Raw genomic sequence first — 21,998 nt, forward strand, 5'->3', positions numbered from 1 at the left:
GTGTGTCACAGTCCAATTTACAGTTGATGCGCGATCGCTTTAATTTACCAGCCGATATCGGTGAGGTGATTTATAACGGGCGCTCAGCGGCGTATTTTGCTCAGCGTGACTGGCAGCGGCGATCGTACCTGCGAAAATCGCTGGCTATTCCGATGGAGGCTACCGTTGCTCTGACCACCGCGCGGCTGATGCCTGAAAAAGGCTATTGCCATCAAATAGAGACCATCAAGCGGCTTAGGCAAACACCGCTTTGGGGACAGCTATATTTTGTTTGGGTTGGCACAGGACAAACAGAAGCCGCGCTCAAGCAAAGTGTCGAGCAGATAGGCGCTGGGGCTCAGGTTAAATTTCTAGGAGAACGCTCGGATATTCCTGATCTGCTAGATGCAGCGGATATTTTTGTGCTGCCATCCCGTTTTGAAGGAATGCCGCTATCGATTATGGAAGCGATGGCAAAAGAGCTACCTGTTGTCGCTACGGCAATTAGCGGTATTCCAGAAGAGCTGGCACAGACTGGTGTGCTACTTAGCGATCCGAATATTGATACTGAAAAAACGGTAAGTGGACTAGTCGAGGCGTTGGAAACCTTGAGCGTTGATAGAGACCGTCGTGAAGCGTTGGGAAAGGCTGCTAAACGCCGAGCCGAGCATTTCTTTACAGAAGAAAGAATGGTCGCTAGCTATCTTCAGCTGATTCAGCAGGTCGTGCCCGAACTACCCCTGACGAATTACCCCTGACGAACTACCCCCGAGATGTCCGTAACACCGATTATTTGGAGTGATGATGGGTGCTGGTGTAAGATTGGCCTTAATTTTAGGTTCACAACAGCTTATCTTGTGATTAAGCACCACCGAGCCTCTGTTCACTATCGTTTGATAGAAAGTCAACAGCCTATGTCACTTACCAAGTTTAGAATCAACGAGCCTGACGTTGTTAGCGAAACAATTGACGGTGAAACGGTGGCGGTTAGCCTCTCGACCGGCACTTATTACAGCCTAGGTGGTGCTGCACCTGAGGCTTGGAGTCTAATTGAGCTAGGTTGCGGAGTCGAGCAGATAGTCAGTGACCTGACGCGGAAGTTTGAGGGCGATCACGATACTATTGCCAAAGATACCGATCTATTGCTCAAACAACTGTTGGCCGAGAAGCTGATAGTTGCCGAGAATGCCGCCACTGAAGCTGCCGCTTCGGAACCTCCTACAGCCGCAGAGGCATCCACACCCCTGCCGTATGAACCGCCTATTTTAGAGAAGTTCAACGATATGCAGGAGCTGCTGCTGCTAGACCCTATTCATGAAGTAGATACCGATGCTGGCTGGCCTGCTGCCAAAGCGGCTGAGGTATAGGCTATGCAGAAGGCGATAGTTAGCGTAATCATTCCGGCGTATAACAACGGCTGCTATTTAGCAGAAGCTATCGATAGCGTTCTTGCTCAAGACTATCAGCCGTTTGAGATTATTGTGGTTGACGATGGTTCAACCGATCAAACAGCGGCGATCGCACAGCGCTATGGCCCAGCAGTGACTTACGTTTTTCAAGAAAATAGCGGCACTAGTGTTGCCCGCAATCGCGGTGTTGAGCTAGCCAAAGGCAATATGCTTGCTTTTCTAGACGCAGACGATTACTGGGCTAGTGATAAGCTTTCTCAGCAGGTAGCGGTATTGAGTAGCCACCTCGAACTAGAAGCTGTCTTTGGCCTAGTGGAGCAGTTTCGCAGTGCGGAACTTACCGAGATAGAGCAACGTCAGATCAGCTGTCCACCCTCACCGATGGCAGGGTATTTACCGTCGGCCATGCTGATTACAAAAGCTGCCTTCTCTCGTATTGGATTGTTTGATCCTAGCAAGCGTATGAGCGAGTTTGTAGACTGGTACGCCCATGCTACAGAAGCCAAACTGCGATCGCATATGCTGCCTACGCTGGTTGCTTACAGACGGCTGCATTTGGGAAACAAGGGCAGGAAAACCAAGAGCAACACGCAGCTAACTCGACTATTGAAAGCTTCTATAGATAGACGACGCGCTGCTACGCGAGCTTGAGCCCGGCGTTTTAGCGACCGCGTTTTTTAAAGTTGTATACTGCTTTCGTTGTATACCGTGTGATATGTCATCAGCTTACTATCCGCTGAGCCTCAGTGAAAAACACTTGCTACAGGCGGCTCTAATGGAAGAGAACGGTGCGACTGCTGCATGGCAGCGCTGGCGTGACCAAGTGGATATAGAGCAGATCGAGACGAGTTCTTATCATGTTTTGAGCGCGCTGTATGTCAATTTGGCTCATCATCAGATTAGCGATCCGCATATGTCCCGGCTAAAAGGGATCTATCGGCGCACCTGGTATGCCAACCAGCTACGGATGAAGCCATTGAGAAATCTGCTAGCTGCCTTGCGCTCGGCTGATGTTGAGGTGCTGTTACGCAGGGACTTGGCCCTGGTGGCTAGCTGCTATTCTGATGCTGGGGCGCGCTTGATAGAGCGATTTGATCTGCAGGTATCGCTAGATGATGTGCGACTCGCGTTTGAAGTTTTGAAGCAGCAAGGCTGGCAGACAGACGCGCTGCCGCCACAAAAGGGCGATCGCCTGTGGCAGCCTATTAGGTTTAGAGATCCAGACTATTTTTCTCTGTTTTTACACAATTCTCTCTTCTGGTCATCGCCGCAGTTTTATACTGATAGACTGCTTTGGGAGAACGCGATCGCCTGCCAACTCAGCAATATTCCAGTGCGATCGCTCAGCCCAGTCGATCAGTTATTAGCGCTATCGGTAATAGTGAACCATGACTATACAAAACAGCGGCGATCGCCTGATCCGTATCCCATAGTGGTGTTGGCGGATGCGGCTGTGATGGTAAACGTCATAGTTGACTCGGCTACGGCCACAGATGACTGGATAAGACTGCTGAGTCAGGCCCAGCGATATGAGATGATTTTGCCTCTGCGCTATTTGCTAGTCGAGCTACAACAATTGTTTGAGTTAGATATCCCCGATTGGGTACTGCCTAACCTGCGTAGAATGGCAATTTCTTATCACGAGCTATTGACCTATGCGCTGTTGCCAAAAGAACGCGCTTTGAGAGCCAAAGCCGCTTTGGTGAAAATGAGGCAGCGCTGGAAAGATATAAGTCGTTGAAAAGAGATCGATAGAAGATGTCTGGGATAGAAGATGACAATAAGATGGGAATAGAAACCGGAATAGAAGCTATAGAGAGTAAGCTGAAAGTAGAGACTGTCCACTGGATGTTCCAACTGCTAGAAGTGATCGGCATTGATACGATGACCTGGCAGTTGCACAACAAAGAGATTTTTGCTCAGTTTGATGAGGATGATAGCTATCAGTGCTTTGAGCTGTTGAGAGCTGCGTTTGAACAGGCGGCTGAAAAGACCCACCTGCAAAAAAGATTCTTTCGGATAGGCGATCACAATATCTGTTTATCTTTTGCCAGCGCCGCTATGTTAGATCATATCGTTCCGGCGATCGCCCATCTAGAAACCTCACCAACTGCTGACCCTGAGCTAACGATTTGCATTTGGGATAGCGCCTCCACTAAAACGCAGTTGCCAGGGCTGCTGCCTGTTTTTATTCAAATCTTTCACTGGTACTGGCACGAGTATCTAGACGGGCGACAGAATATTAAACCGCTGTGCAACGATCGCTTTCTGGCATCGCTCAAGCTAGGTGCCAATGTTTTTAGCATGCTAGATTGGCAGACGAATACTGCCCTTTACTGGATTAAAGACGAAGCCGATCTGCCTTATTGGGACAAAAGCTCGCCGCTCCAGGTGATACTCAGTTGGTGGCTAGGCCGTCATCAGCGTCAGTATGTACATGCGGCAGCGGTAGGCATGCCTGCTGGTGGCGTTTTGATTGCGGCTAAGGGTGGCTCTGGAAAATCAACCTCGGCGCTGTCTTGCCTGAGTTCTGAGCTGAGCTATGTCGGCGACGATTACTGCCTAGTGGCCACTGAGCCTGAACCCTACGCCTACAGTCTATACTGCACAGGGAAGCTAAAGGGCGCAAAAGATTTTGAAAGACTGCCGCAGCTAGCACATATGTGTAGTAATCAGGCAGAGCTTGAGGAAGAGAAAGCTGTTTTCTTCTTCAAAGATTACTTTCCTGACAAAATTATCTCTGGCTTTCCGCTGCGCGCTATACTGGTGCCCAAAATTACCGGAAAGAAAGACACGCATATCATCAAATCATCGACAGTAGCTGGGCTGAAAGCGCTCGCGCCTAGTACGTTGTTTCAGCTTTCGGGTACAGGAAAAAATGCGATGGGCACGATGGCTGATCTGGCCAGGCAGCTACCCTGCTATGCATTAGAGCTAGGTACAGAGATTGAACAGATTCCTAAAGCTATTTCTTGCCTGTTAGAAGATTTGAATGCAGAGGCTATCAGCATCGGCGCTAATGACAGCTAGCCTGCTTCCCTTCGAAGAGAGGCATCTGTTGCTGCTTGGCGGTTTAAGCTTTGGCTCTCGAAACTATATTGCTCATAAAATAAGACGCGAAGAGTCTAATGGACACTTTACCTAGCCTTTTGAATCCCCTCCTTGTCAGCGTTGTCTTACCTGTTTATAACGGTGAAAGGTTTCTGTTGGGAGCGCTAAAGAATATTCAATCGCAACAGTATGAGCCTGTGGAGATAATTGTGGTTGATGATGGTTCGAGCGATCGCACCGCCGATATCGTCTCACAGTTTGAGAGAGAAACGAGTCAAAGAGTTCACTACTTCTATCAGAATAATAAGGGGCCGTCTGCGGCGCGTAATCAGGGTTTGAAGCTGGCCAAAGGAGAAGCGATCGCCTTTCTAGATGTAGACGATCTCTGGCCTGAGAATAAGCTCAATCGGCAGGTGGGCTATCTAGCCGCGCATCCCGATGTTGATATTGTGCAGGGACTGATCCAACGAATGCAGGCTAAGATATCGCCTGTAGATCAAATAAAAGATCGTTCAACAGATTCAACAGATCGGCCTTCGCCGCTACTGTTCGAGCCTGTCTTTGACCCTTATCCCTTTATTAATCTCGGTAGCTGCGTGTACAGGCGATCTGTTTTTGATACTGTGGGTCTGTTTGATGAGGCACTGTGGGACAACGAGGATACAGACTGGTTTACGAGGGCCTGGGAACTCAATATCCAGAAAGTGCTATTGCCGGAAGTCTCTTTGTTCTATCGTAAGCATGATGAAAATATGACGCTGGCGCAAAAGAATTTAGTTCACTATGGCCTACTTAAAATCTACAAAAGAAGGATTGATCGCCTGCGATCGCAGCCCCAATTAGCCGAATCTATTGAGGCCCAATCGGCTACCTGGACTGACTATATGGGCTTTTCAACGGTTCCTGGCTAAGTCATTCTGGGCGTTCTTCTGGCTGTTCTAGTTTTGGCTGTCTCTATAGCGGGCAGCTACTTTAGCCGGTAGATCATGAGCGACTATCTTGCCTTGATTGAGTAGAATAGCGCGATCGCACACCGTTTCAATCTGATCGGGACTTTGAGAAATCAGCACAATCGCGCAGCCACCCGCTCTCATTGCTTCAATTCTGTTCATACATTTGGTTTGAAAGCCGATATCACCTACCGATAGATGCTCGTCTACTAGCAGCAGATCAGGATCGTTATGAATCGCAATCGAGAAGGCTAGTCGCATCCTCATACCGCTGCTGTAGGTTCGCATGGGGCTATCGATAAAGTCTTCTATCTCAGCAAACTCAACAATTGTGTCAAATTTCTCTCGAACCTGTTGCTTAGAAAGCCCAGCAATTAGGCCGCTTACGTTCAAATTTTCTCGACCAGTCAGATCGTTGTGAAAGCCCGCGCCCATATCCAACAGTGCGCCAATTCGTCCGTTCACCCAAATCTTTCCTTCTTCTGCTCGGCCCACGCCCCCAATCAATCGCAGCAGGGTCGATTTGCCTGAGCCATTGCGCCCCAGCACGCCTAGCACCTCACCGGGTAATACGGCAAAGCTGACTTCTCGTAGCGCCCAGAAGCTGTCTAATGGCTGCATTTTCTTTAGCCCCGATAGAGCTACCTGCATAAAGGTTCGAGGTCTGTAGGTGTGATAGCGCCTAAAGCGCTTTCCTAAGCCTTCGACAATCAAAACTTCACTCATTACGTCTGCTCATTACGCCTGCTCATTACGCCTATAGATTTATCGTTCTACAGATCTTCTACAAATCGAAAGCTCTGATGTTGAAAGATAGCGTACCCTATTGGCAAGAGTGCTGCTGAAAGTAGTGCGATCGCACCTAGCGCCATCCAGTCAGGCTGCACGCCTTCTATAAAGACAGCCCGGTAGGCATTGATAATATGCACCATGGGATTAAGCACGACAATTGTCCGATAGGGCTCTGAAATCGAGTCAACTTCGTAGAAAATGCCAGAGAGGTAAAACAACATTTGCAAGAGGACGTTGAGCGTGTGCTGCGTATCGCGAAAAGCGACGTTGATAGCCGCGAGCACATAGGCAAAACTGGTGATTAGAGCGGCCTGAATAGTCAGAATAATCGGCAGTAGCAGCAGCACGGGCGTCAGACGAGCGCCGTCAATAATCAAGAACAATATGAGTATGGGAAAAGAAAAGAGAAAGTGAATGAGCCCGGTGGTCACCGTGACGATAGGTAGAATAGCCACCGGAAAACCCGGCTGACGGATCAGCACGTCGTTTTGAACGATGGACCCGGCTGATTCTGTGAGCGATGTTTGAAACCAAGTCCAAGCGATTAATCCACTAAAGATAAAAGAGGCATACCGAGGAATGCCACCTTCTAGGATTGAACCAAATACAATCGCGAACACAATTAGCTGCATCAGCGGTTTGATCAAAGTCCAGGCGATGCCTAGCATCGAGCGGTTGTACAGCAGCTTTAGACTTCTATCTACTAGCCCGGTAAATAGGTCAATCCGCTGATTCAGAGCGGGCTGATTAATTTTCTGGGTTCGCTGAGCTGTTTGTCGATGGTATCTTTTCGATTTAGGCATAGCCCTCTTGAATTGAGTATGCGTCCGCACGCTAGCTATACTAATAACTTTTTTTGGCCTGCCTTTTGGCGGAATGCTAAAATTCGAGCCAATGCCACTTCAAACGCTATGAACGCCGCTAAGCTGATCGCTCAAGAACTCTCAGTTCAGCTAACGCAGGTAGAGGCTGCGCTAGCTCTATTTGCTGAAGGGGCAACGGTGCCATTTATCGCTCGCTATCGAAAAGAGCGAACGGGTGAGCTAGACGAAGTTCAGCTCCGGCAAATCGCCGAAAGGTATGACTATCTGACAGAGCTGGCAGCTAGAAAGAAGACTATTTTAGAGGTGATTGCTAAGCAAGATGCCCTTACCCCAGCCTTGCAGACCCAAATCGAGCGCTGTCAAAGTAAGACGGAGCTAGAGGATCTCTATCTCCCTTACAAGCCTAAGCGCCGAACCAGAGCAACCATCGCCAGGGAAAAAGGGTTAGCACCGCTAGCAGAAGCGATCGCTCGGCTAAACCAAAGCGGTCAGTCTGTCTCGGATTTGTCGGTGATCGCACAGCCCTACCTCTGTGACGAAGTCCCCACTACTGACGATGCGCTCCAAGGCGCTGCTGATATTCTGGCAGAGACGATGGCAGAGCAGGCCACACTACGCGCTTACGTGCGTCAATTTTTCTTGCGTAAAGGCTTATTTACGTCCAAGATCAAATCGGCTCACCCAGAAGGGACGACCAAATACGAGATGTACCGCAGCTATCAGACGCCTGTGAGCAAGGTGGCCTCGCACAATCTGCTGGCACTGCTGCGAGGTGATAAAGAAGGCGTGCTGAAGCTATCGCTGAGCTTTGATGAGGCGGAGGTTTTGGACTATTTGCTCGGGAGTCAACTGCGAAGCACCGATCGAACGCTGCGTAGTTTCTATGCGGCGTGGGTCAAAGATGGCTTCAATCGACTGATGAAAACAGCCTTGACCAATGAAGTCATCGCTGAGAAGAAAGCCTGGGCGGATGAGGAATCGATTCAAACCTTTGCTGAAAATTTGCGTCATCTGCTGCTAGCTGCGCCAGCGGGCATGCAGCCGACACTGGGCATCGATCCGGGCTTTCGGACGGGCTGCAAGGTGGCGGCTATCAGTGAGACCGGGCAGTTTCTAGAATACGAGGCGATTTATCCGCATACAGGCGCAGGGCAGCGATCGCAGGCAGTTGCCACGCTGACTCGTTTGATTGCGGCCCACAGCATTCAGCTGATCGCCATTGGCAATGGCACCGCTAGTCGCGAAACCGATGAGTTTGTGGCGGAAGTGCTCGCGCCGCTAGACCAGCCGCCGATCAAAATTATGGTGAGTGAGTCGGGCGCGTCTATCTATTCGGCCAGTGAGAGTGCGATCGCAGAATTTCCCAATCTAGATATCACAGTGCGCGGCGCTATCAGCATTGGCCGTCGCCTGCAAGATCCGCTAGCTGAACTGGTCAAGCTCGATCCTAAATCTATCGGCGTTGGTCAGTATCAGCACGACGTTGATCAAAAGCGTCTGAGGCAAAAGCTAGATGATACGGTTGAAAGCTGTGTGAACTATGTCGGCGTCGATTTGAACACCGCGTCGAGAGAGCTGTTGCAATATGTGTCGGGTGTGAGTTCGAGCGTGGCGAACAATATCGTCAGCTTTAGAGATGAGGTTGGCCGGTTTCGCGATCGCAAGACCCTGCTCAAAGTCAGCAAGCTTGGCCCCAAAGCCTACGAACAAGCCGCTGGCTTTTTGCGAATTAGAGACGGCAACAACCCGCTAGACAATACTGCCGTCCACCCCGAGCGCTATCGCCTGGTAGAAACCATGGCTAAAGACTTACAGCTACCTCTAGAAGAAATTCCTCGGGCCGGAGACAAGCTTAAGCAGCTATCGCTGAAGCAATACGTCAGCGAGGAAGTCGGCGAACCGACGCTAAAAGATATTCTCAGTGAGCTAGAAAAGCCAGGTAGAGACCCTAGAGCCCAGTTCACCTACGCAAAATTTGCCAGCGGCGTGAACGAGATTAGCGATCTGCGTACTGGCATGGTGCTAGAAGGCGTAGTGACTAACGTGGCCAACTTTGGAGCGTTTGTAGATATCGGCGTTCACCAGGATGGCCTGGTGCATGTATCGCAGATGGCCGATTGCTATGTGAGCGACCCAAAAGAGATTGTGCAGGTCGGTCAGGTGGTGAAAGTTCAGGTGATGGAAATTCAAGAGAAGCTGAAGCGGATTGGCCTGAGTATGCGGTTAGACAGTCGCGGACAGGTGAGCGGGCACCAGGCGACCCAACAAAAAGCTAGCCCTGGGCAAACCGATCGCTCCGCCCAGCAGCCTAAGCCTGTTCCTACCACGAAACCTGTCCCTAAAAAGAAGCCTAGCAAAGACAGTCCTAAATCTAGCCAGCAGAACAAATCCAGTCAGCCCACTTTCAATCCAGAAGACTTAAAGAACAAATTCAATCGCCGTAGACCCTGAGAACTTCTACGACGCGCCTGGGATAATTGCTCGCACAATCACTAAAACAATTCCGTTAATAAATATGATCCCTAGAGCACCGAGCGCCGCACTGAGTATTCCTTTGCGTAGCCTAAATCCTGGGACTAGAAAGGCAGAGAGCGCGAACAGAATAGTGTTGCCGACTAACGCCACCATGCCCAGTGTTAGAAAATTGACAAACGTATTGTTGATAAACCAACTAGTCAGCGCGTTGAGCAGGCCAAACACTAGCGCCGCAAGTCCCGCTTTCCCAAAGCTATCGGCTTCAATACCTGTGGGCAGCTTAGTCAAAATGATAAAAGTGATGGTCGTGGCAATCCAGATGGCAATCAGTGAGGGCATGAGACTAGATCCTCTCAAGTTATCGGGAGTGTAACACGGGCGATCGCAGTTTGACCTATCTGATTCGCCGATGTTGATTTGCCCATGTTGCTCTGCCGATTCATCTAGCCGCGCTGCCGATAGTATTGTCTCAGCCGCTGCTGAAAGTTTCGCCAGTAGTAGAACAGATCGTCTGGGCCCAGGGTGAATATTTGAGCAGGGTGATCTTCTAGGGCGATCGCAATCATTCCTTTTTCTATCTTAATTCCCGTATCGCGATATACCCAATTCACCGCATAGCAATAGGCTGCTACCTGCATACAATAGTCGCTAATCCACTCTAGCTGCTTGGGTCTGCGTGCTGTCTTCCAATCGCATACACACAGCTCGCCCTCATACATCATCACAGCATCTGGGTAGCCCGCAAACTCTAGCGGATGCCATACCGCTCCCTCGATTAGCAGCACTTCGTCAATCTCAGCTAGCACCGGCTCAATCGAATGCCAAAAGCCGTCTAGCCCTTCTGGTAGCTGATAGGACTCTTGTTTTAGATGCGACTTGATAATCTTGTGGATTCGAGTACCCGAACGAGCTGATGTTGTTGTGATTTTTTGAGCCGCTGCTTTGCCAATACGATCTTGCCAGTCCCAGAGTCTCTTTTTCTCTTCATAGGGCTTAGTAGCCGAAAGAATCGTCGTAATACCTGGATAGCAGTTTCCTTCTATCTCGTAATGGCGCTTGCGATCGACAGAAACCTGTTTGGCTTTGTAATAGGGCAGCTCAAGCATAAAAAGACTTTCTAATCCGAAGACTGTTCCAAAGACTGAATCCACTGGCGGACATCACGAATGGTTTTGTTTTCGCTCTGAGTTTGCCGCTGGGTCAAGAACTGATTGAGCCTATCTGCACTGAGCTGAGGAATCGCCTTGCTGCGGGCCGATTCGATGTAATAGCCGCTGGTTTGACCGTCCGTCTGTCCACCTGCTTGCAAGTGGTAGATAACAACGCCATTTCGCTTGGTATATCGCCATACTTCAGGCACGCCTAGCGCCTGATAGATAATCATTCGCTGAGTAGACGGGCTAGTAATATCGACCTCGATAACGAGATCTGGTGGCAGGTTTGGTGGGATATCAGGATTCAATCCCTCTATCTGATCTGCGTTCTGAATATACAAACCTGTATCAGGTTCTGCACTTTTTTGAAGATCGCTGCGGTCTAGCGTGGTTGAACCAATACTGATCACCTCAAGGTCGAGTTCTTCTGTGAGCGTTGTGACGATGCGAGCTAGCAATCTGTTGATGATTTCGTGCAGCTTGGAAGGCATCTTGATCGTTACTATTCCTTGGTTATAGGCAATACGAGTAGAGCGATCATCGCCCATGTCTCTCAGCATTGTCTTGTAGGTTTGCCAGCCGATATTAGGTAGACAAACTGTCTGCGTCAGCTCTCCATCAAAATCATCAATTTTAAGTTCGTCAATCCGTGTGGAAATTGTTACCACAGCATACCGCCTGCTAAACCATCTCTATTCTACTGGCTTTACTATGTGTTTTTCGCCGTTAGGAGTGGTAGGCTTCGTTAGTAAACCTGTACCTGTGGCGATGCAACTTCTTCTGGGTCTCTTGGGCGGTAGTCTGCTAGGTGGCGGAATTGTTTGGTTCTTGCTAAGTACTAGGATGCAGACGATTAGAGAAAAGACAAAAAATGACCTAGTAGCTGAGCGGGCCAGTATGGTAGAGCAGCTGCGGGGAAAAGATCAGCGGCTAGAAGAACTGCGACAGGAGATCCGGGAACGCGATCGCAATCTCACCAACTATCAAACCCAACTGACCCAAGCTGCTGCCAAAACAGCCCGCCTAGAAGCTCAGCTCAGCGAAGTCCAACAGCAGAGCGCTGAAAAACTCGCTCTAATAACTACCGCTCAACAGCAGCTTAGCGACACGTTCAAGGCGCTTTCATCGGAGGCTTTGCAGGCTAATAATCAGTCTTTTTTAAAGCTGGCAGAAGCTAATTTAGGCCAGTTTCAGACGGCTGCTAAAGGAGATTTGGCACTAAAGCAACAGGCGATAGAAGAAGTCGTTCAGCCGCTGAAATCGTCTCTGACTAAGGTAGAAACCTATCTACAGACGTTAGAAAGTCAAAGAGCTGCGGCCTACTCCGGGCTCACTGAGCAGATTGGGGCACTGGCGATCAGTCAAGGCCAGCTACAAAAGGAGACGGCGAACCTGGCAAAGGCACTGCGATCGCCGACCGTACGCGGTCGCTGGGGTGAGATTCAGCTAAAGCGAGTCGTCGAGATTGCTGGGATGTCAGAGCACTGCGACTTTACTCAGCAAGTGACTCAAGTCTCTGGACTGCGACCTGACATGCTAGTGCAGCTGCCGGGTTCGCGGCAGATTGTGGTCGATGCCAAAGCGCCCTTATCCTCGTATCTGGCCTCTTTAGAAGCGGTCGATGAAACCGATCGCACTAGCAAACTACGCGATCACGCCAAGCAAGTTCGCCGCCATCTCAGTCAGCTTAGCCAAAAGTCTTACTGGGAACAGTTTCAGCCTACGCCAGAGTTTGTTGTATTGTTCTTGCCAGGAGAAATATTTTTTAGCGCGGCGTTAGAACAAGATCCAAGCTTGATAGAAGCTGGCATTGAACAGCGGGTAATTTTGGCTACGCCAACCACTTTAATTGCGCTGCTAAAGGCGGTTTCCTATGGTTGGCAGCAGGAGAAGGTGACTGAGAACGCTCAGGCCATCAGTAACCTAGGGAGAGAGCTATATGACCGGGTGCGAACCTTTGCGCGGCACATGCAAAAAATGCGAAAAGGTCTCGATTCGACAGTGGATAACTTTAATAAGGCGGTCGGATCGCTCGAAGGAAGAGTCTTGGTAAGTGCGCGGCGATTGCAAGAGCTAGGTGCAGGCGGCGGGGATGAGATTGAACAAGTGGAAGGAGTGGTGCGATCGCCCCGGCATCTGCAGTCGATAGCTTCTGAAGAGGACGCCTGAAGAGGTTGTCAGTCACGATAGTGTTTCATAGAAGGCAGTGTTTCATAGAAGGCATGCCCACGCATTCTTCACCCTCTTTCGTGGAGTTAGGGTATCGCGGAAAAGATGGCTCCAGACACTAGCAATATTGTGCCAACAGCAGCAGCTATCCACGGTGGTGAGGCAGGGGTGTTTTGAGTCACGTAGATGGTTGCATAAAGTGACGTGAGAGCAGCGGGTAGCCCAACGGCAGGAAGAGCCCAGTACGACCATCGCATACCCTTTCTAAAGGGAATGAACAGAAGTGCCGCCGTGGCAAATGCCGTTGCCAACCAACCACCACCTGCCACTTTCATCAGTGCTAGTATGAGTATCTTATACTCTGGAGCAACTTCGGCCCAATTTTGCCCAACCGCAACAGCATGATATGGCATAAACTCCGAGCGAAAAATATACACTGTAGCGAAAATAACAACAATAAAGAAGTTTATTAGATAGCAGAAAAACGCAGCTTTCAACTTCCAGCTCATACTAAGCCACCTTTTCTCTCATCTATTGACCCCTTTACGACTATCCTAGCCTCTTAAAAAGCAGCCTCTTTTTCTAGCAGTTGCTCAATCGTTAGATCAAACTGGGCTTTGCCTGCAAACACGCTGCCTACCTTACGTTCTGTGAGATGATCGAGTGCGATCGCATAGACTTCATTTGGCAGCGGCTCATAGCCGATATCATCCACTACGGTACGAGCGTTCGCCAGATAATACTCAACAAATGAGCTCAGCGCCGGGTTCTCTTCTAGCGCATCCGCTTTGACATAGATAAATAGCGGTCTGGAAAGCGGCTGATATTCGCCCGAACGAATGGTCTCTCCTGTTGGCTCGACCGGGCCGTTACCACTATCTACAGCCAGCGCGTTTAGGCTCTTCTCGGCATCCCTGTAGTAGGCAAAGCCAAAGTAGCTGAGCGCGTTTACCTCTGAGCGTACGCCTTCAACTAGCTCGTCATCGTCTTCGCTAGCGGTGTAGTCGGTGCGGCTTGCCCCCTCTTCGCCAATGACGACTTCAGTAAAATAATCGAACGTGCCCGAGTCTTCACCCGGACCATAGAGCGCGATAGGTTCGTCGGGCCAGTCCGCTCTAATTTGGTTCCAGCGGGTGATTTCGCCCTCAGCTTCAGCCTGCCAGAGGGTTTGAAGTTCTGCGAGGGTAATCTCCTCGGCCCAGGTATTTTCAGCATTGACCACAACCGTCAGCGCATCAAAAGCGACGGGTAGTTCGATGTATTCAATGCCGTTGGCTTTACAGGCTGCCATTTCTTGCAGGCTGATCGGACGAGACGCATCGCTAATATCTGTCTCACCCGCACAGAATTTCTCGAATCCTCCGCCTGTTCCTGAGAAATTGACAGAAATTTCGGGACTATCTGTCTTTGCCTGTTTGAAGCGCTCTGCCATCTCTAGCGTAATCGGATAGACCGTACTAGAGCCGTCTATGCTCAAAGGCGCGCTGCTGGCGATCGCCTCTACATCGGGAGGGGCACTGTCTGCTAATGGCGTTGTCGAAGGTGTAGAACAACTCACAGTAGCTGAAAGACCCAAAAGGAAAATAGCGAACCTGCCGTAAGATTTTCTCATAGCTGCAACACCCCTGAGTGAATGTCAACTGGATAAAGATTAACTAAAATATCATGTGCGGGAAGACCGCCTGATATTTTAAAACACTTAGTCAAATAGTCAGATCATACGATTTCGACCAAGTAATGAAGAGTATACACAAGTTTTCGAGCATAGCCGTTGGAAAAGATAGCTGAAATACCGCTGAAATAGGACTTTCAGAAGTATTGACAACAGTGGGTAGGGTATAGAAGAATACAAATTTTCTTGTATCTAAATAGTCTTCTACCTCTTTGGGAAGAACTAGGGAATAGAGTCAGCCAGGTGTCTCAATGATAACGATAAAGAAGATTTGGCTATAAAAACACTTCAGTGCTCGTCGGTATCGGGCTTGCAATTACAGGTGACTTTTCGGGTAACTAAACTGCCAAGACGAAAGTATGCCTTAGGGAAGTTGATCAATCAGCGAAGAGGCTCTAGTTTGATCGTTGCTGGACTGAGCGTCCTGTAGGAAAATCGACGAAGTATAGACAAATAAGCCTATGAAAACAGTTACGCTCAATGACGGAAATACTATGCCTGTCTTTGGCTTGGGCACTTGGAAATCGCCCAAAGGTGAAGTGAGCAAAGCAGTCGCAGAAGCGTTGAAAGTTGGCTACACCCATGTCGATGCTGCCTGGATCTATCAGAATGAGCAGGAAGTAGGAGAAGGGATCAGCGAGGCTATGAAAGCGGGTGTGATCGCCCGCGAGTCTCTTTTTGTCACCTCCAAGCTATGGAACAGCTTTCATCAGCCCGAAGCGGTCGAAAAAGGCTGCCAAGAGAGTCTAAACGCGCTTGGGCTAGACTACCTCGATCTCTACCTAATGCACTGGCCCATTGCCTTTAAGCCGGAAAAATCGCAGCACAATCAGCCTGAAGACTTTTACTCACTGGGTGAACTGCCGCTGTCTAAAACGTTTGAAGCAATGGTGCAGCTGCGCGAGAAAGGTCTGGTTAAAAGCGTGGGTGTCTCGAACTTTAGTCGCTCGAAGATAGAAAAGGTGATTGCAGAAACGGGTGTAGTGCCAGCAGTTAATCAAGTAGAGATGCATCCCTACAATCCTCAAAACGAGCTATTAGACTACTGCCGAGAAAAGGGCATTCAGGTGACGGCATATTCACCTCTAGGGTCAGGCGATCGCCCCGCTAGTATGAAGGCAAAAGACGAGCCGCCCCTGTTAGAAAACGAAGATGTGATTGCGATCGCCCGTAAAGAGAACCTCTCTCCCGCTCAGCTACTGATTGCCTGGGCCATAGATCGAGGTACGATCGCTATTCCAAAATCTACAAATGCTGAGCGAATTGCTGAAAATCTAGCTGCCGCCGAACATTCTCTCTCTGCTGAAGCGAGAACCGCATTAGATAATATCAGCATCCGCTATCGCTACGTCAGCGTCAGCAGTTGGTATTTTCCTGGCGTCACCTATGAGGGAGAAGACTTTTGGTCATAAGATCAAGGTCATCCTCATCAGCCAAAAACGCTCTGCTAGCTAGAAACGTCCTAACGGACAGCCACTACTTCGATCTCTACTAGCCAACCGGGATTTGCCAGGCCCGCTACTTGCATGGCCGATCGCGAGGGCAAGTTGGGTTGTTCTTCTGTACCAAAGAATTGAGTGTAGCCTGACATGAACCCGGCAAAGTCCATGATGCCATCCATCTCTGGATCGCCGACTAGAAACACCTGCATTTTTACCACATCGCTCATCGTTAGCTCTAGACTGGTCAAAATGCCTTGAATCTTTTCAAGAACGGTCACGGTCTGAGTTTCTGTATTTCCAAATGCTGCAATTGTGTTTCCTTCAACCGTCTCATCGACCACAGACGGCACTTGTCCACTGAGGTACACCAAGGTAGCATCTGCCGGTAGCTCGACCGCTTGAGAAATGGGAAAATCCGAACCAGGAATTGGATATCTGACCACATCCGGCATCGCCTCTGTTACTGTGTTTTGAATTGGGTCTTGAACTGTGTCTTGAGCCGACACGCCTGTAACCAAACCTAGACACAGACCCACAACCAACAGCACGCCTAAAACAACTTTTTTCCACCACATGACACTAATCCTCCTAAGAAATATGACTATAGCCTGTCTGAGCTACCTGGCTTGCCACGCCTTCTACAGCTAGCAGCGCTGACTGGATCGCGCCCTCTTGCCATCCAGTCAAATAGCTCAAATGCTCTCCCGCCAAGAAAATAGGGCCATCCGGCTGTAGCAGTATCTGATAAGCAGCCTCTCGCTGTTCATCTTCCCACTCGGCCCAGCCACCTTTGCTAAACGGAACTTTCTCCCAAGCAACTGTGACCCCCTGCGCTGCTGAAATCTCCTCGTCATAGTTAGGATGAATAGCGCTGCCTTCCTCAATCGCCTTAGCCAGGCGCTCTACAGGCGACAGTAGGCCCCACCTTTCGCCGATCGGATTATCCCAGATGTAGGCACCTACAACAATCCCGTTACTACTCTGAAAACCACTAGACGGATACCAGATTTGGGTAATGTCTTTCTCCGTCCAAGAAATACCGCCATAGATGTTGTAATCTTCTTCCCAGAAGCGGCGATTTGCTTGAAAAGCAACCTTGACCGCCTTAGCGTAGCTGCTGCCACCTGCTTCAATGGCGGCCTGTACTGCTGGTGAAAAGTCAGCATCTATCTCTGCTAGTACTGACAGCGGAAACGTGCAGATAGCATAGTCTGCCACTAGCGCCTTTTCTGTTCCATCTGAGCCGCTGTAAATAATTCTGACGCCTTCGGGCGTTCTTCTAATCTGGCTGACTTCAGCACCGTACTCAATCAGCTCTCCGATCTGGGCCGCAAAAGCCTGAGCAACTTTATCCATGCCCCCGACAGGCCTTAGCATCGTTACTGCTTGGGTATAGCCTTCGCCAAAGTGCAGCTTGTAGTCCCAAAAATCAGAACTCAGCAATGCTGCTAGACCTAGTGGCTCAAAAGCTTCTCCGACGACAGTTCCGGCTCCTGGCCCCGTAATATAGCCGCCTCGCGAGCTACCTGCGTAGCGATAGTCATTACCCAAACTTCCAAAGCTTTTGACAAAGCTGATCAGCCGCTCTTGATCTAAATCAGAGATCTCTTGATCGAGAGATTTTTGATTAATTGCCTTTGCTAACAGCTCAGCAATGTAGCCTCGGCTATCGTTAACTACCCGGCGATTGAGAACTGGTTGCCCCCCAAAAGCTTTGTCATCTTGAAAATAAGCTGCCCTGTTCTCGTTGACAATGACTTCTAGCGGAACGCCAAACTCTTTGCAATAGCCTAGTACAGCGGTGTGATGATAAGGAATACGCGCCGGGCCAGGATTGAAGTACAAACCTTCGTCAAAAGAACAGGTTTGAGAGCTTTCGATTTCGGTGAGGACATCGCCGCCTCGAATTGTTTGGCACCGACCGCCAGCGCGATCCTGGGCTTCCAAAATCTGGCAGTCAAAGCCTGCTTTCCTCAGCTCGTAGGCAGCTGTCATCCCCGCTAGCCCTGCGCCCAGGATCACCACGCGAGTGCCATTCCCTTGCTGCGCCTGCAACGCTGGCTTACTGGTAGCCCCGGCAGGAGCTAGTAAGCCCATCTCCTTCATAGTTGTGAGCACAGCAGCAGTTCCCCCTGCCCTACCCACTAGTTTGAGGAATCTACGCCTCGAAGCGGAACCTCCTGAACAAAAGGGAGGGAGCGGCATAAGCAAGATCTCCAACAAATCACCTAACTTAGAGGTTATGAGATCAGAAAATGAAAAACTGTTTACTAGACGACTGAAATTATACAGAATGTATGTGGCGTATAGCGTTCGCCCTTTGCTCCACACACTTTCTAAGATTAGAAACTCTTGCCATGAAAGAGCAAAGTAGTCAGCTAGCGTACGTAGGCGTAGCCTTCTCTATGAGCATCCATCCGATGCTAGCTATACATCACCAGGCAGTAGCGTCGCGACTATCCTCTAAACTCTGGAAGCTCAATCCTAGGTGAAATACGCTCTGACAAAGAGATAGTCACTGTTCTCCTGCGAGCCAGTACAAGATCTCTGTCTTCAACTGCTTAATGTCTCTGTAGAACTCTTGCTTTACAAACTGACCAATCGCATCGAAAGGACTAAATGAACTATTAGCTTCCCACTGAACATTTTGGGCAATCGGCGTGGTGTGCGTACCCTTTAGGATTCTAACGGTCGTCGTTTTGGGGAACCGCCTGACCAAAACGTCGCTGAGCGGACGAGTTTGGTCAATAGTATCGCTGCGAAACTTTAGCAGCAAGTTATAAGGGGTGTTGTATTGGGTGGTAATTAGATCTAAGGTTTTTTCTGGGCTAGGAACAAATTCTAAACGGGTCTCTAGCTGCAGATCAGGGACGAACTGCGTAAACTGTTCTAGCAATGGAATAGACTTGCGCGCCGGGAAGTTGTTGAACGAGACCAAGATATTGCCGGCGCGAGGCGGTTCATCTGCGGCTAAGAGCGTGCTGCCAATCAGTAGATGGACTTTGCAGCCCATGCTATGACCTAGGCCGTAGATAGGCAGATCCTGTAGCTCCGGGCGCTGTTTGCGGAGGAAAGTTAGACCTTGGTTGAAGGTCGTGAGGGTTTCCGATGCGATCGCGCCATGATCAAACGTATTCACAAACGGCGTTGCAATCACCGCATAGCCCTCGGTGTAGAGTGCCTCTAGCAGCCATCGATACGTCAGATGCGGAGCCGCCGCCACAAAAGCCCCACCCAAAAAGTGAACAATCGCCCTAGGCCGTTCAGGGACCAAAAACCAGTTGCCAGAAACCTCTTGCCAAAACATAGAAATCTAGAATGCCTTAACCCTATCAATAGCTCTATTTTAGTGACTTAGCGCCTCACCTACTGAGCGCCGACGGATCGCTAATCAAGCCTTGCCTCTATCGATCTAGCTATGGTATATTCAAGAGCCACTGTTACAGTGAAGCCTGTGTAGGCTAACCCCAAGGACGTATAGCTCAGTTGGTTAGAGCGCATCGTTGACATCGATGAGGTCCGCCGTTCGAGTCGGCGTACGTCCATTTTTTAATACCGTTTGAAAGTTGGTTTTTTTGTTAGCGCCTGTTTATGAGAAGGTAAAAGCGCCTGACTACGGCTGTTAGGCGCTGATTTAGTCTATATTGAGCGGGAGTTTCCTTTTTCTCTTTGCATGGCTCAGGGCATTGTCAAGTTGGCTAGATTTGACTGTAAGCTGCTGACTTTGGGAAGCTCGCTCATGACTAATCCTTACCATGGCCACCGCTTCCCCGCCGAAATCATCAGCTACTGTGTCTGGCTGTACTACACTTTCCCTTAAGCTTCCGTGACATCGAGAAAATGAGGCTCTATCGGGGCATCACGGTTACCTATGAAGCGATCAGAGGGTGGTGTCTCAAATTTGCTCAAGGCTATGCAAATCAGATCCGTAAGCAGCGGCCAAAGTCAGGCGATAAGTGGCATCTCGATGAAGTCGTCATCAAAATTAAGGGGGAGCAATTCTACTTGTGGCGGGCCGTTGACCAGCATGGTGTCGTGCTCGATATCCTAATGCAGCGCCGACGCAACACAGCGGCTGCATACAGATTCTTCCGCAAGCTACTCAAATCGACCGGCTTCGCCCCCAGAGTCATCATTACCGATAAGCTCAAGCGTTACGGCGCTGCCAAAAAGGATAGCTTGAAGGGTATAGAACATAGACAGCATAAGGGCTTGAACAATAGAGCCGAGAATTCTCACCGACCCACCCGAGTTAGAGAACGGCGAATGGGTCGATTCAAATCGGTGGGGCAGGCACAGCGCTTTCTGTCCGCCTTTGAACCGATACGCGGACATTTCCATCCTCACCAGCACAAACAGTCGGCTTCAGAATACAGAGAAACGATGCATCAACGGATCGAAAGTTGGCGATCTCTGACAGAGATAAGTGCGATCGCATAGTCCGATCAGAGGGTACTTCCTGAATGAAGCTGTCCTAAAATCAGCTCATCGAGCCCAACTTGACAATGCCAGTCGAAGTCATTAAAGGTTTGTCCATAGATGAAAAGCAAGAAATTCATTTGTTGCTGGAGCAGTATTTAAGAGAAGAAAGAAGAGAAGAAAGAAGAGAAGAAATATATCAGAACTATAGCTTTCCGCACTTTGCTTGCTACACCACGAAAGGCTACACCTCTTGTTCCATAGCGCAAAGTGCCATAGCGAAGTGCGAATGCATCCGCGCTTCGCTATATCAAGCCGCTTTAGCTGCGAAAGAAAGAGGTGAACTCAAGTTTTCTTCCGATGTCAGTGAGCTAATGCAGTTTCCTTAATGCTAGCTCGCAAATAATCGGCGCGAAAGCTTGGCCTGTCTCATCTGAGCTAAGTCAATTAGCGGCGTACAAGACCACATATCGTCAAGCGACTGCTGCTCGCAATCCTGGCAAATAGCGGCCATATCGGCGGCGAGCCTTAGCCTGATTTGCTGTGCCTCTAGGTGGCCTACTGCGCCTAAGCGGATCGCCGCCCCGAGCAAGCCCGTAACAAATCCGTGGGTGAACGCTAGAACTGTCGATTGCAAAGAAAGTCCGGCAACGCGAGCGACCACCGAAAAGATAATGGGCTGAAGGCAGTTTATTTCACCCTGAGCCGTGTTTGTTGCTAAAGTCTCTAGCTGCACGTGCGGCCAAGTTTTCCCAGCGACCATTAGTAGAGCGCGTCCGCTTTTTCGCTGAGTGATGCGCGTTTGTTCTATCGGTGTTTGAGCGAACAAACGCGCGTCTATCTCTCTAATAGCTTGCATGTTGTTGTTTTGGCTAGCGCGGTGCGTGTGCGCGATCGCCACCAAATCCATCGGCCCAATCTTGTTGCACAGCAGCAGCTGCACAAAGCCTTCGACATCCTCAGCCGCCTTGACCGCACCGCTTTGTACCAAACTCTCCAATCCGTGAGAAAGTGTGTAAGCCCCCGACGGGAAAAAAGAGTCGGCTAGCTGCATAAGCACCAGCTGTTGATCGAGAGAGTCAGACATATGTCTAAGGATGGATTTAATGATGGTGATGTGTGCTGTCTGTGTGGCTATCTTCGTGAAAGTCCAAAGTCTCTTGAGCAGATTTCTCAACCTGCTCTAGACGCAATCCTTTAATGTTCAATCGGGCTACGGTTTCTTTTAAAGTGGATTCTATCAGTGCTGCGTCAGCGGCTAGCTCAATGTAAAGTGTGTGCGCTTGAACAACAACTGGCCAATGACGATTGCCCAAAACGTGCCCCAAGCGGATCAGCGCTGCCGGGTCATTATGCTCACTCTCAGCAATCTTTAAGGCAATCACGGTTTGCGATTCAATGCTTACCCGAACCAGGCGATCTTCCTGAGCTGCTAGCACGTCACCCTCTTTCAGTGACCAGTCGCGACCTTTGCTAATACCGACCTGCTGACCAGACTCGGTCGATACCAAGATCCTGCCTTTAGCGCGATCGCTCCGCCCAATTGTCACCTCTAAACACAGGCCGTCTTTTTGTGATCGCAACACTCGCTGAGCCAGTTCGTCACTTTCACCAACGTTGCCTAAGTAAGTTTCAGCTAATACGGTTTCTACAGTCATGCTT

Annotated in this window: 22 protein-coding genes, 1 tRNA gene and 1 pseudogene; 12 read left to right on the plus strand and 12 right to left on the minus strand. The window is 49.6% G+C overall.

Features of this window, described 5'->3' with window-relative positions:
* The 6 genes from IQ256_RS05070 to IQ256_RS05095 all read left to right on the plus strand — a co-directional run.
* A partial coding sequence (locus IQ256_RS05070) for a glycosyltransferase family 4 protein (protein WP_193854474.1) occupies nucleotides 1–737 on the plus strand: 737 nt, incomplete at its 5' end.
* 156 nt (nucleotides 738–893) lie between these two features.
* On the plus strand, nucleotides 894–1,346 hold the full coding sequence (locus IQ256_RS05075; RefSeq protein ID WP_193854475.1) for a PqqD family protein: 453 nt from the start codon (nucleotides 894–896) through the stop codon (nucleotides 1,344–1,346).
* A gap of 3 nt (nucleotides 1,347–1,349) precedes the next feature.
* A complete protein-coding gene (locus IQ256_RS05080) occupies nucleotides 1,350–2,039 on the plus strand; it encodes a glycosyltransferase family A protein (RefSeq protein WP_193854476.1) in 690 nt (229 codons plus the stop codon).
* A 64-nt stretch (nucleotides 2,040–2,103) separates the two neighbouring features.
* A complete protein-coding gene (locus tag IQ256_RS05085) occupies nucleotides 2,104–3,129 on the plus strand; it encodes a nucleotidyltransferase family protein (protein WP_193854477.1) in 1,026 nt (341 codons plus the stop codon).
* Nucleotides 3,130–3,146: 17 nt separating this feature from the next.
* Nucleotides 3,147–4,418 (plus strand): serine kinase, encoded by a 1,272-nt coding sequence (locus tag IQ256_RS05090; protein ID WP_228024588.1) that lies wholly within the window; start codon nucleotides 3,147–3,149, stop codon nucleotides 4,416–4,418.
* A 119-nt stretch (nucleotides 4,419–4,537) separates the two neighbouring features.
* Nucleotides 4,538–5,350, plus strand: a complete 813-nt coding sequence (locus tag IQ256_RS05095) for a glycosyltransferase family A protein (RefSeq protein WP_193854478.1) — start codon at nucleotides 4,538–4,540, stop codon at nucleotides 5,348–5,350.
* 27 nt (nucleotides 5,351–5,377) lie between these two features.
* Here the strand turns inward: IQ256_RS05095 and IQ256_RS05100 are convergent, their stop codons facing one another.
* The gene (locus tag IQ256_RS05100; protein WP_193854479.1) at nucleotides 5,378–6,115 is read right to left on the minus strand and encodes an ABC transporter ATP-binding protein; all 738 of its coding nucleotides are present in this window, start codon (nucleotides 6,113–6,115) and stop codon (nucleotides 5,378–5,380) included.
* Between the two features lie 47 nt (nucleotides 6,116–6,162).
* Nucleotides 6,163–6,984 (minus strand): ABC transporter permease, encoded by an 822-nt coding sequence (locus IQ256_RS05105; RefSeq protein ID WP_193854480.1) that lies wholly within the window; start codon nucleotides 6,982–6,984, stop codon nucleotides 6,163–6,165.
* Between the two features lie 108 nt (nucleotides 6,985–7,092).
* Here IQ256_RS05105 and IQ256_RS05110 point away from each other — a divergent pair, with 108 nt between their 5' ends.
* Nucleotides 7,093–9,456, plus strand: coding sequence for a Tex family protein (locus tag IQ256_RS05110; RefSeq protein WP_193854538.1), 2,364 nt, complete (start codon nucleotides 7,093–7,095; stop codon nucleotides 9,454–9,456).
* Between the two features lie 6 nt (nucleotides 9,457–9,462).
* Here the strand turns inward: IQ256_RS05110 and IQ256_RS05115 are convergent, their stop codons facing one another.
* The 3 genes from IQ256_RS05115 to IQ256_RS05125 all read right to left on the minus strand — a co-directional run bounded on the left by IQ256_RS05115 (nucleotide 9,463) and on the right by IQ256_RS05125 (nucleotide 11,302).
* Nucleotides 9,463–9,819 (minus strand): phage holin family protein, encoded by a 357-nt coding sequence (locus tag IQ256_RS05115; protein ID WP_193854481.1) that lies wholly within the window; start codon nucleotides 9,817–9,819, stop codon nucleotides 9,463–9,465.
* A 104-nt stretch (nucleotides 9,820–9,923) separates the two neighbouring features.
* Nucleotides 9,924–10,586 carry a PD-(D/E)XK nuclease family protein gene (locus tag IQ256_RS05120; RefSeq protein ID WP_193854482.1) on the minus strand — a complete coding sequence of 221 codons (663 nt, stop codon included), beginning with the start codon at nucleotides 10,584–10,586 and terminating at the stop codon, nucleotides 9,924–9,926.
* A gap of 11 nt (nucleotides 10,587–10,597) precedes the next feature.
* Nucleotides 10,598–11,302, minus strand: coding sequence for a Uma2 family endonuclease (locus IQ256_RS05125; RefSeq protein ID WP_193854483.1), 705 nt, complete (start codon nucleotides 11,300–11,302; stop codon nucleotides 10,598–10,600).
* A gap of 100 nt (nucleotides 11,303–11,402) precedes the next feature.
* On the opposite strand from IQ256_RS05125, the gene rmuC reads away from it, so the two are divergent.
* Nucleotides 11,403–12,803: a DNA recombination protein RmuC gene (rmuC, locus tag IQ256_RS05130; RefSeq protein ID WP_193854539.1), complete on the plus strand. Its 1,401-nt coding sequence runs from the start codon at nucleotides 11,403–11,405 to the stop codon at nucleotides 12,801–12,803.
* A gap of 86 nt (nucleotides 12,804–12,889) precedes the next feature.
* Here the strand turns inward: rmuC and IQ256_RS05135 are convergent, their stop codons facing one another.
* Nucleotides 12,890–13,216, minus strand: coding sequence for a hypothetical protein (locus IQ256_RS05135; RefSeq protein WP_193854484.1), 327 nt, complete (start codon nucleotides 13,214–13,216; stop codon nucleotides 12,890–12,892).
* A gap of 149 nt (nucleotides 13,217–13,365) precedes the next feature.
* Nucleotides 13,366–14,415 carry a PstS family phosphate ABC transporter substrate-binding protein gene (locus IQ256_RS05140; RefSeq protein ID WP_193854485.1) on the minus strand — a complete coding sequence of 350 codons (1,050 nt, stop codon included), beginning with the start codon at nucleotides 14,413–14,415 and terminating at the stop codon, nucleotides 13,366–13,368.
* A 521-nt stretch (nucleotides 14,416–14,936) separates the two neighbouring features.
* Here IQ256_RS05140 and IQ256_RS05145 point away from each other — a divergent pair.
* Nucleotides 14,937–15,887: an aldo/keto reductase gene (locus tag IQ256_RS05145; RefSeq protein ID WP_228024589.1), complete on the plus strand. Its 951-nt coding sequence runs from the start codon at nucleotides 14,937–14,939 to the stop codon at nucleotides 15,885–15,887.
* A 50-nt stretch (nucleotides 15,888–15,937) separates the two neighbouring features.
* Here the strand turns inward: IQ256_RS05145 and IQ256_RS05150 are convergent, their stop codons facing one another.
* The 3 genes from IQ256_RS05150 to IQ256_RS05160 all read right to left on the minus strand — a co-directional run bounded on the left by IQ256_RS05150 (nucleotide 15,938) and on the right by IQ256_RS05160 (nucleotide 19,224).
* Nucleotides 15,938–16,492, minus strand: coding sequence for a RidA family protein (locus IQ256_RS05150; protein WP_193854486.1), 555 nt, complete (start codon nucleotides 16,490–16,492; stop codon nucleotides 15,938–15,940).
* A gap of 13 nt (nucleotides 16,493–16,505) precedes the next feature.
* Nucleotides 16,506–18,035: a flavin monoamine oxidase family protein gene (locus IQ256_RS05155; protein ID WP_370623347.1), complete on the minus strand. Its 1,530-nt coding sequence runs from the start codon at nucleotides 18,033–18,035 to the stop codon at nucleotides 16,506–16,508.
* Between the two features lie 397 nt (nucleotides 18,036–18,432).
* The gene (locus IQ256_RS05160; RefSeq protein ID WP_193854488.1) at nucleotides 18,433–19,224 is read right to left on the minus strand and encodes a DUF1350 family protein; all 792 of its coding nucleotides are present in this window, start codon (nucleotides 19,222–19,224) and stop codon (nucleotides 18,433–18,435) included.
* A gap of 164 nt (nucleotides 19,225–19,388) precedes the next feature.
* On the opposite strand from IQ256_RS05160, the gene IQ256_RS05165 reads away from it, so the two are divergent.
* From IQ256_RS05165 to IQ256_RS05175, 3 genes and pseudogenes are all read left to right on the plus strand, one after another.
* Nucleotides 19,389–19,462 (plus strand) — tRNA-Val (locus IQ256_RS05165).
* A gap of 194 nt (nucleotides 19,463–19,656) precedes the next feature.
* Nucleotides 19,657–20,357: pseudogene (locus IQ256_RS05170) on the plus strand (IS6 family transposase).
* A 65-nt stretch (nucleotides 20,358–20,422) separates the two neighbouring features.
* Complete coding sequence (locus IQ256_RS05175) at nucleotides 20,423–20,725, plus strand: hypothetical protein (RefSeq protein WP_193854546.1); 303 nt, start codon at nucleotides 20,423–20,425, stop codon at nucleotides 20,723–20,725.
* A gap of 2 nt (nucleotides 20,726–20,727) precedes the next feature.
* On the opposite strand, the gene IQ256_RS05180 is transcribed toward IQ256_RS05175, so the two are convergent.
* Together IQ256_RS05180 and IQ256_RS05185 are read right to left on the minus strand one after the other, a co-directional pair.
* Nucleotides 20,728–21,423, minus strand: a complete 696-nt coding sequence (locus tag IQ256_RS05180; protein ID WP_193854489.1) for an urease accessory protein UreF — start codon at nucleotides 21,421–21,423, stop codon at nucleotides 20,728–20,730.
* Between the two features lie 16 nt (nucleotides 21,424–21,439).
* Nucleotides 21,440–21,994 carry an urease accessory protein UreE gene (locus IQ256_RS05185; protein ID WP_193854490.1) on the minus strand — a complete coding sequence of 185 codons (555 nt, stop codon included), beginning with the start codon at nucleotides 21,992–21,994 and terminating at the stop codon, nucleotides 21,440–21,442.
* Nucleotides 21,995–21,998 lie beyond the last annotated feature (4 nt).

The sequence above is a fragment of the cf. Phormidesmis sp. LEGE 11477 genome, from assembly GCF_015207105.1.
In the GTDB taxonomy this organism is placed as follows: Bacteria; Cyanobacteriota; Cyanobacteriia; order Phormidesmidales; family Phormidesmidaceae; genus Phormidesmis.

What these genes read in the sequence shown, in the direction of transcription:
- IQ256_RS05105 (WP_193854480.1), bottom strand. Translation starts at nt 6,984, where the DNA reads ATGCCTAAATCGAAAAGATACCATCGACAAACAGCTCAGCGAACCCAG.
- IQ256_RS05110 (WP_193854538.1), top strand. Translation starts at nt 7,093, where the DNA reads ATGAACGCCGCTAAGCTGATCGCTCAAGAACTCTCAGTTCAGCTAACG.
- IQ256_RS05150 (WP_193854486.1), bottom strand. Translation starts at nt 16,492, where the DNA reads ATGTGGTGGAAAAAAGTTGTTTTAGGCGTGCTGTTGGTTGTGGGTCTG.
- IQ256_RS05145 (WP_228024589.1), top strand. Translation starts at nt 14,937, where the DNA reads ATGAAAACAGTTACGCTCAATGACGGAAATACTATGCCTGTCTTTGGC.
- IQ256_RS05115 (WP_193854481.1), bottom strand. Translation starts at nt 9,819, where the DNA reads ATGCCCTCACTGATTGCCATCTGGATTGCCACGACCATCACTTTTATC.
- IQ256_RS05080 (WP_193854476.1), top strand. Translation starts at nt 1,350, where the DNA reads ATGCAGAAGGCGATAGTTAGCGTAATCATTCCGGCGTATAACAACGGC.
- rmuC (WP_193854539.1), top strand. Translation starts at nt 11,403, where the DNA reads ATGCAACTTCTTCTGGGTCTCTTGGGCGGTAGTCTGCTAGGTGGCGGA.
- IQ256_RS05140 (WP_193854485.1), bottom strand. Translation starts at nt 14,415, where the DNA reads ATGAGAAAATCTTACGGCAGGTTCGCTATTTTCCTTTTGGGTCTTTCA.
- IQ256_RS05090 (WP_228024588.1), top strand. Translation starts at nt 3,147, where the DNA reads ATGTCTGGGATAGAAGATGACAATAAGATGGGAATAGAAACCGGAATA.
- IQ256_RS05100 (WP_193854479.1), bottom strand. Translation starts at nt 6,115, where the DNA reads ATGAGTGAAGTTTTGATTGTCGAAGGCTTAGGAAAGCGCTTTAGGCGC.
- IQ256_RS05185 (WP_193854490.1), bottom strand. Translation starts at nt 21,994, where the DNA reads ATGACTGTAGAAACCGTATTAGCTGAAACTTACTTAGGCAACGTTGGT.
- IQ256_RS05175 (WP_193854546.1), top strand. Translation starts at nt 20,423, where the DNA reads ATGCCAGTCGAAGTCATTAAAGGTTTGTCCATAGATGAAAAGCAAGAA.
- IQ256_RS05085 (WP_193854477.1), top strand. Translation starts at nt 2,104, where the DNA reads ATGTCATCAGCTTACTATCCGCTGAGCCTCAGTGAAAAACACTTGCTA.
- IQ256_RS05135 (WP_193854484.1), bottom strand. Translation starts at nt 13,216, where the DNA reads ATGCCATATCATGCTGTTGCGGTTGGGCAAAATTGGGCCGAAGTTGCT.
- IQ256_RS05180 (WP_193854489.1), bottom strand. Translation starts at nt 21,423, where the DNA reads ATGTCTGACTCTCTCGATCAACAGCTGGTGCTTATGCAGCTAGCCGAC.
- IQ256_RS05120 (WP_193854482.1), bottom strand. Translation starts at nt 10,586, where the DNA reads ATGCTTGAGCTGCCCTATTACAAAGCCAAACAGGTTTCTGTCGATCGC.
- IQ256_RS05075 (WP_193854475.1), top strand. Translation starts at nt 894, where the DNA reads ATGTCACTTACCAAGTTTAGAATCAACGAGCCTGACGTTGTTAGCGAA.
- IQ256_RS05160 (WP_193854488.1), bottom strand. Translation starts at nt 19,224, where the DNA reads ATGTTTTGGCAAGAGGTTTCTGGCAACTGGTTTTTGGTCCCTGAACGG.